Origin of the sequence: Roseateles chitinivorans, assembly GCF_002761755.1 — a bacterium.
In the GTDB taxonomy this organism is placed as follows: domain Bacteria; phylum Pseudomonadota; class Gammaproteobacteria; order Burkholderiales; family Burkholderiaceae_C; genus Roseateles; species Roseateles chitinivorans.
In genome coordinates this window covers 1-12734 of record NZ_PEOG01000104.1, presented here as the reverse complement: position 1 = coordinate 12734, position 12734 = coordinate 1, and the positions used below count along the sequence as shown (strand labels likewise).

Genomic DNA, 12734 nt, shown 5'->3' with positions numbered 1-12734 from the left:
CGCGAAGGCCCGCGAGGAGGGCGGGCACGCCGGCCAGGGCGCGGCGCCGGCCGCCGAGGCGCCGGTCATCAACATCACCGAGCGCGGCCGCTTGCTGCGGGTGCCGCTGGCCGAGGTCCTCTACTTCAAGGCCGAGCTCAAGTACCTGACGCTGCGCACGGCCACGCAGAGCCACGTGATGGACGGTTCCCTGAGCGAGCTGGAGCAGCGGCTGGGCGATCGCTTCCTGCGCGTTCACCGCAACGCGCTGGTCGCGAAGGCGGCGGTGCGCGAGCTCGAGCGCCATGTGCCCACCGACGGGCCGGCGGACGCGGATGGCGACAACGGCGGCGAACTCGGCTGGGCGGTCCGCATCGCCCACGTCAACGAGTGGCTGGCGGTGTCGCGCCGCCAGGTCGCCGCGGTGCGGGAGGCGCTGGCAGGCCAGCGCTGAGGCGATCGCGCCTCAGCCGGTGTTGCGCAGTCCCGCCGCGATGCCGTTGATCGACAGATGGATGCCGCGCTGCACGCGCTCCAGCCGCGGGTCCTCGGCGCGTTTCTCGGCCGGGATGGCGCGATAGCGACGCATCAGCTCGACCTGCAGGTGGTTCAACGGATCGATGTAGGGGAAGCGGTGCTCGATCGAGCGGGCCAGCGCCGGGTTGGCCGCGAGCCGGTCGTTCTCGCCGGTGATCAGCGCGAGCGCCGCCTCGGTGCGGGCGAACTCGGCCTCGATCGCGCCGAAGATCTTCTTGCCCAGGCGCTTGTCCTCCACCAGCTCGAGGTAGCGGCGGGCGATGTCCAGGTCGGCCTTGGCCAGCACCATGTCCAGGTTGGACAGCAGGGTGCGGAAGAAGGGCCATTGCTTGTACATGCGTTTGAGCAGCGCCAGCTTCTCCGCGCGGCCGGCCTTGTCCTTGCCGAGGAAGGACTCGATGCCCGATCCGAAGCCGCACCAGCCCGGCAGCGTGATGCGCGACTGGCCCCAGCTGAAGCCCCAGGGGATCGCGCGCAGGTCTTCGATCGCGCGGGTCGCCTTGCGCGACGCCGGCCGGGAGCCGATGTTGAGCTCGGCGATCTCGCGGATCGGGGTGGCCGCGAAGAAGAAGTCGGCAAAGCCGGGGGTGTCGTAGACCAGCCCGCGGTACGCCGCGAAGCTGCTGTCGGACAGCGCCTGCGCCGCGTCCATGAAGGCCTTGGGCGCCGGCTTGGTCGGATGCAGCAGCGTGGCCTCCAGCGTGGCCGCGACCAGCGTCTCCAGGTTGCGCCGGCCGATTTCCGGATTCGCGTACTTGGAGTTGATGACCTCGCCTTGCTCGGTCAGGCGGATCTGGCCGTTCACCGTGCCGGGCGGCTGGGCCAGGATCGCCTGGTAGCTCGGGCCGCCGCCGCGGCCGACGGTGCCGCCGCGGCCATGGAAGAGGCGCAGCGTCAGCGGCCCCTGCTGGCGCAGTTCGTCGAACAGCTGCACCAGCGCGATCTCCGCGCGGTACAGCTCCCAGCTGCTGGTGAAGACGCCGCCATCCTTGTTGGAGTCGGAATAGCCCAGCATGATGTCCTGCTCGCCGCCGGAGCGGCGCACCAGCGCCGCCATGCCGGGCAGTTCGTAGAAGCCGCGCATGATGCCGGGCGCGTTGCGCAGGTCGGCGATGGTCTCGAACAGCGGCACGACGATCAGGTCGCAGACCGCCTCGCCGTCGAGCGTGCCGCGCAGCAGTCCGACCTCCTTCAGCAGCAGCTGGACTTCCAGCAGGTCGCTGACGTCCTCGGTGTGGGAAATGATGTAGTGGCGCAGCGCCTCGCGGCCGAAGCGCTTCAGCGACTCGCGCGCGGTCTCGAAGATCGCCAGCTCGCCCAGGGTGCGCTCGCTGTAGTCGGCGCCCAGCACGCGCAACGGGCGCGTCTGGTTGAGCAGGTCGACCAGCAGCGCGCGGCGCTCCAGCTCGCCCAGCGCGGCGTAGTCCTCGCAGACGCGCGCGGTCCTGAGCAGTTCGACGATGGTGAGCTCATGCTGGTCGCTGCTCTGTCGCAGGTCCAGGGTCGCCAGGTGGAAGCCGAAGACCTGCACCGCGCGCATCAGCGGCTTGAGCCGCGGCGCGATCAGCGCATGCGCGTGGTGGCTTTCCAGCGAGGATTGGATGACGCGCAGGTCCGCCAGCAACTCCTCGGGCGTCAGGTACGGGTCCTGCGGCGCGACCGCGTGGCGCAGCGCCTCGGTGCCGGTCAGGGCCTGCAGCGTCGCCGCCAGCCGCGCATACATGCCGGTCAGCGCCCGCCGATAGGGCTCGTCCATGCGATGTTCGTTCTGGTCGGGGCTGCGCTCTGCCAGCGCCTGCATCGCCGGCGTCACGCCCGCCAGCCGCAGCGAGATCGACAGCTCCGCGCCCAGCTCGTGCAACTCGGTCAGGTAGTGACGCAGCGCCAGCTCGCTCTGGCGGCGCAGCGCCAGCCGCATCGTGTCGGCGGTGACGTTGGGATTGCCGTCGCGGTCGCCGCCGATCCACTGGCCCATGCGCAGGAACGGCGCCACGTCCTCGCCGGGCAGCGCCTCCTCGAGTTCCGTATAGAGCTTGGGAATCTCGCGCAGGAAGGTCGCGTGGTAGTAGCTCAGCGCGTTCTCGATCTCGTCGGCGACGGTCAGCTTCGAGTAGCGCAGCATCCGCGTCTGCCACAGCTGGGTGACGCGGGCACGGATCAGATGCTCGTTGGCGGCCTTCTCGCGCTCGGTGTGCAGGCGGTCGCGCGCGCCGACCAATTCGGCGATCGCCCGCTCCGCGTCGAGGATGCTCTTGCGCTGCACCTCGGTCGGGTGGGCCGTCAGCACCGGCGACACGAAGCCGTTCTCCAGCGTCCTGGCCACCTCGGCCGGCCGCACGCCGGCGTCGAAGAGCCGCTCCAGCGCATAGGCCAGCGACCCGGGCTGCAGCGAGCCGTCGCGGTCGTGCACCTCGCGGCGGCGGACATGGTGGCGGTCCTCGGCGATGTTGGCCAGGTGGGAGAAGTAGCTGAAGGCGCGGATCACGCTGACGGTCTGCTCGCCCGAGAGGCTCTTGAGCAGCTTGTCCATCTGCTTGCCGGCCTGCGCATCCCGCTTCAGGCGGAAGGCCACCGACAGCTGCCGCACCCGCTCCACCAGTTCGTAGGCCTCGCGGCCCTCCTGCTCGCGGATCACCTCGCCCAGGATGCGGCCCAGCAGGCGGATGTCGTCCATCAGCGGCTGGTTCTTGTCCTTGACGATCTGGATCGAGCGGGTCGTGGCCTTGGCGGTGCCAGGCTTCTTCGAGGCGGGCGTGGCCGAGGCTTTGGCGCGCGAGGTCGAGGACGGCTTGGCAGCGGAGCGGACAGCCGGGCGGGCAGGGCGGGAAGCGGTACTGGCGGGCATGGTGGCGTCAGGAGTTCGTCAGAGACCGGGGCAGGGGTGATGTAACGGAGTTACCTCCGACTCACTTTAGCAGTTTCTCCCTGCGCGGCCCGCACGGCGGCGTGGCGCGGATGCCGCGATTCGCTCCGGCATCGCGCAAGCGACGCTTCGCGGCAAGCGGTGGTCCCTCGGTGCCGGCGGAAGCGCCGCGCCTGCTCGGCTAGCATCCCGCTCCATGAACCAAGAATTCGTGATCGCCACGCGCGAGAGCCGGCTGGCGTTGTGGCAGGCCGAACATGTCCAGGCGCTGCTGCAGACGCGCGGCCTGGACGTGCGGCTGCTGGGCATGACCACCCGCGGTGACCAGATCCTGGACCGCACGCTGTCCAAAGTCGGCGGCAAGGGCCTGTTCGTCAAGGAGTTGGAAACGGCGCTGGAGGATGGTCGCGCGCAGCTGGCGGTGCACTCGCTGAAGGATGTGCCGATGGAGCTGCCCGCGGGCTTCGTGCTCGCCGCGGTGCTCGAGCGCGAGGACCCGCGCGATGCGTTGGTCTCGCCGAACTACGAGAGCCTGGCCGCGCTGCCGCTGGGCGCCTGCGTGGGCACGTCCAGCCTGCGCCGGGTGACGCAGCTGAAGAACATGCGGCCGGACCTGCGCATCGAGCCGGTGCGAGGCAATCTGGACACACGGCTGCGCAAGCTCGACGACGGCCAGTACGACGCGATCGTGCTGGCCGCCGCCGGCCTCAAGCGACTGCGGCTCGACGGCCGCATCCGCCAGTATTTCGGCGTCGACGAGATGATTCCGTGCACCGGCCAGGGCGCGCTGGGCATCGAGATCCGCGCCGGGCAGGCGCCGCTGGCCGAGCATCTGGCGGCCCTGGCGCACCGGCCGACCTGGCTGGCCGCGGCCGCCGAACGCGCGGTGTCGCGCGAACTCGGCGGCAGCTGTTCGATGCCGCTGGCCGCGCACGCGGTCTGGGAGGCGGACGGCCGACTGCGCCTGAGCGCCGCCCTGGGGCACCCGACCCAGCCGGAGCGGGCCCTCCTGCGGACGGAGGCCACCGTGGCTGCGACCGACCTGGCCCAGGCCGAGGCACTGGGGGTCGCCGCCGCGAGCGCGCTGCGCGAGCACGGCGCCGCCGAGTACCTGAAGGACGCCTGATGCCGGGCGAGGTCGCCCCGGTCCGTCTGCTGCTGACCCGACCCCGGGCCCAGGCCGACGACTGGGCCCGGCGGATGGCGGAACTCGGCGTGCCAACGGTCTCGCTGCCGCTGATCGACATCGCTCCTGCCAGTGATCCTTCCGGCCTGGCGCTGGCGTGGTCCAGGCTGCCGACGACCGATCTGGCGATGTTCGTCAGCCCCAATGCCGTCGAGCACTTCTTCGACCGACGGCCCGCGGACGGGACGCCGGCCGCATGGCCCGACCGGACCTGGGCGGCCACGGTCGGCCCCGGCAGCGCGCGAGCGCTGATCGAGCGCGGCGTGCCGGCGGCCCGGATCGTCCAGCCGCCGGTCGAGGCGGACAGCCTCGATTCGGAGCATCTGTGGCCGGAGCTCTGCCGCGTCGCCGGTGCAGACTGGACCGGTCGCCGGGCGCTGCTGGTGCGCGGCGATGGCGGTCGCGAATGGCTCGGCGACCGCCTCCGCGAAGCGGGCGCGGCGGTGTCGGCGGTGAGCGTCTATCGCCGGGCCTGCCCGGTCCTGGATGCCGAAGGTCGCCGGCTGCTGCGTGCGGCGCTCGACGCGCCCGATCGCCATGTCTGGCTCTTCAGCAGCTCGGAGGCGATCGGCCATCTTGATTCCCTCGAACAGGGGACGCGCGATCCCGCCGCCGACCCGTCCCGGCCCTCGCCCTTGGCCGCCGACTGGGGGCGGGTGCGCGCGCTCGCGACCCATGAGCGGATCGCGGCGCGCGCGCGGGCGCTCGGCGTGGGGCATGTGGTTTTGGTGCGACCCGACGCGGCGGCCGTCGCGGCCGGGTTCCGGATGCTGTCAGGGTCCACCCTAGAATCGCCCACGTGAGCGAGACCAACACCCCAGCGGCCGACGTTTCGTCGCCCCACAAGCCCGCCCGGCAATCCGGCGCCACGCTGACCCAGGCCGTCGTGGCCGGCGTCGGCCTCGTGGCCCTGCTGGCCCTCGGCCTGGCCTGGCAGAGCCAGCAGCGGCTCAAGCAGGTCGAACAGGAACTCGTCCGGCGCCAGGACAGCAGCCAGAGCGAGGCCAACATCGCCCGCGACCAGGCGCGCCAGGCCCAGGACCTCAGCCGTGACACCGCCGCCAAGGTGGCGCTGCTGGATGCGCGGCTGGCCGAGGTGGCGGTGCAGCGCGAGCAGCTCGAGGGGCTGATGCAGTCGATGAACCGGTCGCGCGACGAGAACGTGGTCGGCGACATCGAGGCCTCGCTGCGGGTGGCGATGCAGCAGGGCACGATCACCGGCAGCGCCGAGCCGCTGGTGGCCGCGCTGCGCCAGGCCGACGAGCGGCTGGCGCGCTACAAGCAGCCGCGCCTGGAAGGCGTGCGCCGCGCGGTGACGCGCGACCTCGAACGGATCAAGGCGGTCAGCGTCGTCGACGTCTCGACGCTGACGATCAAGCTCGACGAGGTCGTGCGCCAGATCGACGACCTGCCGTTGCTGGCCGTCGCCCAGCCCGTTCGCGAACCTGCGGCGGCAGCGCCTGCGGCCAGCGCCGCCATGGTGAAGACCGTCGCCGCGCGCAAGCCCGCCTCCTCGGTGTCGGCCGCCGCCGAGGGCGAGCCGGGCTGGTGGTCGCGCCTCTGGGACCAGGCCGGCGAGCGCTGGACCCACTTGTCGGGCGAGGTCTGGCGCGAGGCCCGTGGCCTGCTGCGCGTGACGCGCATCGACCATCCCGAGGCCGCGCTGATCGCGCCGGAGCAGGCCTTCTTCCTGCGCGAGAACCTCAAGCTCAGACTGCTGAACGCCCGTCTGGCGCTGCTGAGCCGTCAGTTCGACACCGCGCAGGTCGACCTGCGCGAAGCGCAGGCGATGCTGGACCGCTACTTCGATGCGCGCTCGCGCAAGCTGTCGCAGACGGTGGAGCTGCTGCGCCAGGTGCAGGGCCAGTCCCGCCAGGTCAGCGTGCCGCGGCCCGACGACACCCTCGCCGCGCTGAGCGCGGTGGCCCGCTGAGGAGATCGCCATGCGGATGGTGATCTGGCTGGTGCTGCTGTTCGTCGCGGCCGTGGTCGCGGCGCTGACGCTGGGCAACAACGACGGTCTGGCCAGCTTCTACTGGCGCGGCTGGCGGATGGACCTGTCGCTCAACCTGTTCCTGCTGCTGCTGGTGGCGGGCTGCTTCGCGCTGATGACGCTGATGCAGACGCTGGATGCGCTGCTGACGCTGCCCAAGCGGGCGCGGCTCTGGCGAATGGCCCAGCGTGAACGCAGTGCCCAGGTGGCGCTGCGAGAAGCCTGGGCCGAGTACTTCGGCGCGCGCTACAGCCGCGCGCAGAAGGCGGCGCAACGCGCGCTCAGCATCCAGTCGCAGACGCCGGACCTGGCGCAGGACGGCGCGTTCATGGCGCTGGCCCATCTGGTGGCCGCGCAAAGCGCGCACAAGCTGCAGGACCGGCGCAACCGCGACGAGCATCTGCGCCAGGCGCTGCAGGTGGCGGCGACCTCGGCCGGCGCGCGGGTGCAGGAAGAGGGCGCCCGGCTGCTGGCGGCCGAATGGGCGCTCGACGACCGGGACGCGCCGCGCGCGCTCGGCCTGCTGGGCGAACTGACCCCCGGCGTGGCGCGCCGTACCCAGGCGCTGCGGCTGAAGCTGCAGGGCAGCCGGCTGGCACATCAGCCGCTGGAGGCGCTGCGCACCGCGCGCTTGCTGGCCAAGCACCAGGGCTTCTCGAAGTCGGCGGCGCAGGGGCTGTTGCGCTCGCTGGCCTGCGAGGCGCTGGAGACCGCCCGCGACATCGATCAGCTGCGCGCGGTCTGGCAACAGTTGGATGCGTCGGACCGACGTGATGTGTTCGTGGCCGCGCGCGCGGCGAACTGCGCGGCGGCCCTAGGTGCCCCCGAGGATGGTCGTGGCTGGCTGCGCCCGTTCTGGGAAGCCATCGCGGAGCAGGGCGCCGATGAGCGCCAGGCCCTGGCCGAGGCGCTGGTGCTGTGCGCGCCCGGGCTGGGCCCCGAATGGCTGCAGCGGCTGGAAGGGGCGGTGCAGCGCTTCCCGCGCGACGGCACGATGGCGCTGGCCCTGGGTCATGCGCTGGCGGAGCGCCAGTTGTGGGGCAAGGCGCGACTGATGCTGGAGCAGGCGGCGGAGGACCGGGAACTGTCCGTCGCCGCGCGCCGCCGCAGCTGGCTGCGCCTGGCGGAGATGGCCGACCAGGACGACGACGGCGAACGCCGCGCCCGTTGCTTCGAGGCGGCGGCGCGCCTGGGCTGAGCACGGGCCGACCGGTCGATCGAAGGATTTTTCGGCGAGATTCTTGCGGACCTCCAAAATTGCATGCTATAGTCGCAGTCTTTCAGCGGCTGTAGCTCAGTTGGATAGAGTACTTGGCTACGAACCAAGGGGTCGTGGGTTCGAATCCTGCCAGCCGCGCCAGAAAAACTGTTGAATCCAAGGGCAACCGACGATTCGGCAACAAAGAAGAAGCAACAACAAAAACCTGGGATCGCTTCCACGACGGCGGTTCCTGATCAGTAAAAGTCGTGCGGCTGTAGCTCAGTTGGATAGAGTACTTGGCTACGAACCAAGGGGTCGTGGGTTCGAATCCTGCCAGCCGCGCCAAATCGAAAGGCCAGCGTTTAAAGACGCTGGCCTTTTTCTTTGCCTGAAGTTTTTCTCGACTCGTCTAAAGCATCGCCGAATACTCTTCGCTGGTTATCGAGTGCGAATATCGTCCGCGTTGGATAAACCCGGCTGGATATTCGACGCGACGGCTGCCGGCCCGGGCGTCGCCGGCGTGCGGGAGAGTTTGGGTGCCGGCATCGGCCAGGCTTGGCCGTCCTGGGTGAAGAAGTTGCGCCGCGCCTGATGGTGGGGGTGCAGCGGAGCCTCGGCAGCGGTCAGCACCGGTGCGACGCAGGCATCGCTGCCTTCGAATACCGCCGCCCAATGCGCCAGCGGCTGTTCGCGGATTCGTGCCGCCACCTGCGCGCGCAGCGCTGGCCACTGGGCCGGGTCGTCCTGCGCCGGCACCGGCGCCAGTCCCAGGCGCGCCATCAGTTCCTGATGGAAGGGCGCCTCGATCGCGCCCAGGGACAGCCAGCGGCCGTCGGCGCATTCGAAGCTGTCGTAGAAATGCGAGCGGTGCAGGAAGAAGTTGCGCGCTGGATCTTCGTCCCAGCGACCGCCCGCGCGCAGCGCCTGGATCAGCGTTCCCATATAGCCGACGCCGTCGACGATCGCCGCGTCCACGACCTGGCCCCGGCCGGAGCGACGCGATTCCCACAACGCGCACATCAGCCCGAAGAGCAGGGTCAACGCGCCGCCACCGACATCGCCGAGCAAGGTGGCCGGCAGCGCCGGCGCCTGGCCGGGTCGACCCGCGAAAGGCATCAGCCCGCTGAGCGCCACATAGTTGATGTCATGGCCGGCGGTGCGCGCCAGCGGGCCGGTTTGGCCCCAGCCCGTCAGCCGTGCGTAGACCAGCCGGGGATGCGCCGCCAGCAGCGTGTCGGGACCGAGTCCCAGCCGCTCCATCACGCCGGGCCGGAAACCCTCGAGCAGCGCATCGGCCTCGGCGATCAACTCCCGCACTCGCGCGAGGTCGAGCGGCGACTTCAGGTCCGCCTGCACCACCCGCTTGCCGCGATTCAGCGCGGCGCCGCCGCCAAGACGTTGCTCGCCGCCCGGCCGCTCCACCACGGTGACGGTCGCGCCGAAATCGGCGAGCACCAGGCCCGCGAACGGTGCCGGCCCGATGCCGGCGAACTCGACGATCCTCAATCCAGCCAGGGGGCCACCGCTGCCGGTCTCCGTGGGGTCGCTCATGCCTGGGTGCCTCCGGGGTGATGGGTCGCGACACCATACCGCGTCCTCGCGCGGGACTCCGTCGCCCCAGTGCCCGGCTGCCGCGGAAGGGCGACACAATCCAGCCCATGAGCAAGGCATTCACCAAGGAAAACGACGCCGCCCCGGGCGACGATGAGGACGACGGCCCCTCGCTGCCGGCGCTGCCCAAGGGCTCGCGCAATTACATGACGCCGGCCGGCTACGCGCGCTTGCGGGCGGAGTTCATGCAGCTGCTCGACGTCGAGCGCCCCAAGATCGTCGAGACCGTCTCCTGGGCCGCGAAGAACGGCGACCGCTCCGAGAACGGGGACTACCTCTACGGCAAGAAGCGCTTGCGCGAGATCGACCGCCGCCTGCGCTTCCTGACCAAGCGGCTGGACATCGCGGAGGTCGTCGATCCCAGCGCGCACCACGGCAGCGACCAGGTCTTCTTCGGCGCGACGGTGACCTATGCCAATGCCAAGGGGGAAGAGCGCACGATCACCATCATGGGCATCGACGAGGCGGACAGCCTCGCGGGCGAGGTGAGCTGGGTGTCGCCGATCGCCCGCACGCTGCTCAAGGCGCGGGAGGGCGACGAGCTGCAGCTGGTCACGCCGGTGGGCGTCGAGACGATCGAGGTCGTCGAAGTCCGTTATCCGAAGCCTGCCGCCTGAGGGCGAGGCCCTGCGGAGGTGACTACCGCCGATGCCACCGCGTCGGTTGTTGGTTCAGGGCTTCACCCGCCAGACGCGCATCACCGCGCTCGAGCGCTTCAGCGTGCGCAAGGTATCGGCCAGATGCAGCCGGTCGCGTACCGCGAGCAGCAGCGTCATTTCCGCCGTCTCGCGCTGCTGCGAGTCGTCGCTCATGGCGATGTGGGTGATGTCGGCCTCCGCGCTGCTGACCGCGGTCGCGATCTGCGCGAGCACGCCCTTGCCGTTGCGCATCAGCACGCCGACCTCGGCCTCAAAGCTGCGCGTCAGTTCCTCGGCCCAGCCGACCGCGATCCAATGCTCGCTGTCGCGCTGGAACAGCCGCCGGCCCACCGAGCATTCCGCGGTATGCACCACCAGGCCCTCGCCGCGGCCCAGGTAGCCCTTGATGTCGTCGCCGGGGATCGGTCGGCAGCAAGTGGCCAGCCGCACCGACGCGCCTTCGCTGCCGTCCAGCAGCACCTGGCCCTGGGCCGGCGCGTCGTCGGTGGCGAAGCGGCCCATGGTCAGCAGGACCGCGTCCGGGCGCTGCCCCTGGTCCGACAAGGTGCGCGCCAGCTTCTTGGCCACGATGGTGGCGATCTTGCGACCCAGGCCGATTTCCACGAGCAGCTCGTCGACATGCCGGTTCCCGGCCCAGCGCGCCAGGTCCTGCCACAAGGCGGCGGCGGTCTCGTCCTCCTCCTTGAGGCTGGGCAGCGCCAGGCCCTCGGCGCGCAGCGCCTGGGCCAGCATCTTGTGGCCGAGTTCGCGCGATTCCTCCTGCTCCAGGTTCTTCAGGAAATGGCGGATCTTGGAACGGGCGCGGCCGGTGCGGACGAAGCTCAGCCAGGCCGGGTTGGGGCGCGCGCCGGCGGCGGTCACGATCTCGATCACGTCGCCGCTGCGCAGTTCGGTGCGCAGCGGCACCGGCTCGCCGTTGACCTTGGCCGCGACGCAATGGTCGCCGACGTCCGAGTGGATCGCGTAGGCGAAGTCCACCGGTGTCGCGCCCTTGGGCAGCGCCATGATCTTGCTCTTGGGCGTGAAGACGTAGACCGCGTCGGGGAACAGGTCGATCTTGACGTGCTCCAGGAACTCGGTCGCGTCGCGGGTCTCGTCCTGGATGTCCAGCAGCGACTGCAGCCAGCGCGAGCCCAGCTGCTGGGCGCCCTTGGCGTCGCCCTTGCTCTTGTAGAGCCAGTGGGCGGCCACGCCCTTCTCGGCGACCATGTGCATCGCCTCGGTCCGCATCTGGAATTCCACCGGCGTGCCCAGCGGGCTGACCAGCGTCGTGTGCAGCGACTGGTAGCCGTTGGGCTTGGGGATGGCGATGTAGTCCTTGAATCTGCCCGGCTGCGGCTTGTAGAGCTGGTGCAGCACGCCCAGCGACCAGTAGCACTGGGGCAGGTCCTGCACGATCACCCGGAAGCCGAAGATGTCGCTGACCTGTGCGAAGCTCAGGTGTTTCTCGCGCATCTTCTTGTAGATGCTGAACAGCGTCTTTTCGCGGCCCTGGATCTCGACCCGCAGGTTGGCCTCGGAGAAAGCTTTCTGGACGTCGCGCTCGATGCGCGCGACCAGGTCGCGGCGATGGCCGCGTGCCTTCGTCACGGCCTTGGCCAGCGCCCCGTGGCGCCACGGATGGATGTACTGGAACGACAGTTCCTGCAGCTCGCGGTAGATCTCGTTGAGGCCCAGCCGGTGGGCGATCGGCGCGTAGATGTCCAGGGTCTCGCGGGCGATGCGGCGGCGCTTGTCGAAGGCCATGTGCTGCATCGTGCGCATGTTGTGCAGCCGGTCGGCCAGCTTGATCAGGATCACGCGCACGTCGCGCGCCATCGCCAGCAGCATCTTGCGGAAGCTCTCCGCCTGCGATTCCTCGCGGGTCGAGAACTGCAGCTTGTCCAGCTTGGTCAGGCCGTCGACCAGCTCCGCGGTCGGCGCCTCGAAGCGCTCGATCAGCTCCGTCTTGGTGACGCCGCAATCCTCCATCGCGTCATGCATCAGCGCGGCCATGATGGCCTGCGCATCCAGCCGCCAGTCGGCGCACAGGCCGGCCACCGCGATCGGATGGGTGATGTAGGGCTCGCCGCTGGCCCGGAACTGGCCCAGATGGGCCTCGTCGGCGAACTTGTAGGCCTCCCGGATGCGCTTGACGTCGGCCTTGGGCAGGTAATGCAGGCGGTCCACGAGCGCGTCGAACGAGGACGCCTCGGCGGCCGTGTCCGGCGCGGTCCGGGGACCGGCCAGGCCCGTCAGGCCGGGGATGTGAGCGGTGGCGAAGGAGCGGAGACCCATGCGTGGAAATTTAACCGATGGCAGCAGGGGTTTCCGACGAGTGGGCTTGAGCGCTCAACCGCGTCGGCGTCGCACAATCGAGGGTTTTCACCTATCAAGAAAGTGCGATTCCCTCGAATCGAGGCCTAAAGTCCGGAGATCGCCCGCCGATAAACCGAACATGCCCGGAAAGGGCTTTGGCCTGGAATGTGTTCCGGGCCCGGCGTCCGCTGGCCGGAATGTGCGGAAACCTCCTGGGAGGCTCCCCATGATTGCTGCCCTGAACAACATCACGACATCGAATGGTCCCGGTGCGACCACCGGGCAGTCGGCACGCGTGCGCGAAGCTGACGATCCCTCGGCCACTTCGCAGGCCGAGGCGTCCGCCGTGGTCAGCCTGTCGCCGCAGGCGGCGAGCCTGGCGGCATCGGGCGCCGCCGCGCCGGCCC

The 12734-nt window shown here is 70.2% G+C and carries 10 protein-coding genes and 2 tRNA genes; 9 read left to right on the top strand and 3 right to left on the bottom strand.

Annotated features, from left to right (window positions below):
* A partial coding sequence (locus CS062_RS23600) for a LytR/AlgR family response regulator transcription factor (protein ID WP_143742482.1) occupies positions 1–433 on the top strand: 433 nt, incomplete at its 5' end.
* 12 nt (positions 434–445) lie between these two features.
* On the opposite strand, the gene ppc is transcribed toward CS062_RS23600, so the two are convergent.
* Complete coding sequence (ppc, locus tag CS062_RS23595; RefSeq protein ID WP_099864175.1) at positions 446–3361, bottom strand: phosphoenolpyruvate carboxylase; 2916 nt, start codon at positions 3359–3361, stop codon at positions 446–448.
* A gap of 214 nt (positions 3362–3575) precedes the next feature.
* Here ppc and hemC point away from each other — a divergent pair, with 214 nt between their 5' ends.
* The 6 genes from hemC (at position 3576) to CS062_RS23565 (ending at position 8104) form a co-directional block, all read left to right on the top strand.
* Positions 3576–4505: a hydroxymethylbilane synthase gene (hemC, locus tag CS062_RS23590; RefSeq protein WP_099864173.1), complete on the top strand. Its 930-nt coding sequence runs from the start codon at positions 3576–3578 to the stop codon at positions 4503–4505.
* On the top strand, positions 4505–5368 hold the full coding sequence (locus CS062_RS23585; RefSeq protein ID WP_099864171.1) for a uroporphyrinogen-III synthase: 864 nt from the start codon (positions 4505–4507) through the stop codon (positions 5366–5368). The genes hemC and CS062_RS23585 overlap by 1 nt, the downstream gene beginning before the upstream one ends.
* On the top strand, positions 5365–6498 hold the full coding sequence (locus CS062_RS23580; protein WP_233218229.1) for a uroporphyrinogen-III C-methyltransferase: 1134 nt from the start codon (positions 5365–5367) through the stop codon (positions 6496–6498). Before CS062_RS23585 ends, CS062_RS23580 begins: the two co-directional genes overlap by 4 nt.
* A gap of 10 nt (positions 6499–6508) precedes the next feature.
* Entirely contained in the window at positions 6509–7756 is a 1248-nt protein-coding gene (locus CS062_RS23575; RefSeq protein WP_099864169.1) for a heme biosynthesis HemY N-terminal domain-containing protein, read from the top strand.
* Positions 7757–7841: 85 nt separating this feature from the next.
* Positions 7842–7918: transfer RNA gene (locus CS062_RS23570), tRNA-Arg, on the top strand.
* A gap of 109 nt (positions 7919–8027) precedes the next feature.
* Positions 8028–8104: transfer RNA gene (locus tag CS062_RS23565), tRNA-Arg, on the top strand.
* Positions 8105–8197: 93 nt separating this feature from the next.
* Here the strand turns inward: CS062_RS23565 and CS062_RS23560 are convergent.
* Positions 8198–9310: a CaiB/BaiF CoA transferase family protein gene (locus tag CS062_RS23560; protein WP_099864167.1), complete on the bottom strand. Its 1113-nt coding sequence runs from the start codon at positions 9308–9310 to the stop codon at positions 8198–8200.
* Between the two features lie 107 nt (positions 9311–9417).
* On the opposite strand from CS062_RS23560, the gene greB reads away from it, so the two are divergent.
* The gene (greB, locus tag CS062_RS23555) at positions 9418–9987 is read left to right on the top strand and encodes a transcription elongation factor GreB (protein WP_099864166.1); all 570 of its coding nucleotides are present in this window, start codon (positions 9418–9420) and stop codon (positions 9985–9987) included.
* 54 nt (positions 9988–10041) lie between these two features.
* On the opposite strand, the gene CS062_RS23550 is transcribed toward greB, so the two are convergent.
* Positions 10042–12306 (bottom strand): RelA/SpoT family protein, encoded by a 2265-nt coding sequence (locus CS062_RS23550; RefSeq protein ID WP_099864164.1) that lies wholly within the window; start codon positions 12304–12306, stop codon positions 10042–10044.
* A 247-nt stretch (positions 12307–12553) separates the two neighbouring features.
* Here CS062_RS23550 and CS062_RS23545 point away from each other — a divergent pair.
* On the top strand, positions 12554–12734 hold a 181-nt coding region (locus tag CS062_RS23545), incomplete at its 3' end, for a hypothetical protein (RefSeq protein ID WP_143742481.1).

Bases quoted from the DNA above. Each gene is read 5' to 3' on its own strand.
- CS062_RS23585 (WP_099864171.1), top strand. From the start codon at position 4,505: ATGCCGGGCGAGGTCGCCCCGGTCCGTCTGCTGCTGACCCGACCCCGG.
- CS062_RS23550 (WP_099864164.1), bottom strand. From the start codon at position 12,306: ATGGGTCTCCGCTCCTTCGCCACCGCTCACATCCCCGGCCTGACGGGC.
- CS062_RS23575 (WP_099864169.1), top strand. From the start codon at position 6,509: ATGCGGATGGTGATCTGGCTGGTGCTGCTGTTCGTCGCGGCCGTGGTC.
- hemC (WP_099864173.1), top strand. From the start codon at position 3,576: ATGAACCAAGAATTCGTGATCGCCACGCGCGAGAGCCGGCTGGCGTTG.
- CS062_RS23560 (WP_099864167.1), bottom strand. From the start codon at position 9,310: ATGAGCGACCCCACGGAGACCGGCAGCGGTGGCCCCCTGGCTGGATTG.
- greB (WP_099864166.1), top strand. From the start codon at position 9,418: ATGAGCAAGGCATTCACCAAGGAAAACGACGCCGCCCCGGGCGACGAT.
- ppc (WP_099864175.1), bottom strand. From the start codon at position 3,361: ATGCCCGCCAGTACCGCTTCCCGCCCTGCCCGCCCGGCTGTCCGCTCC.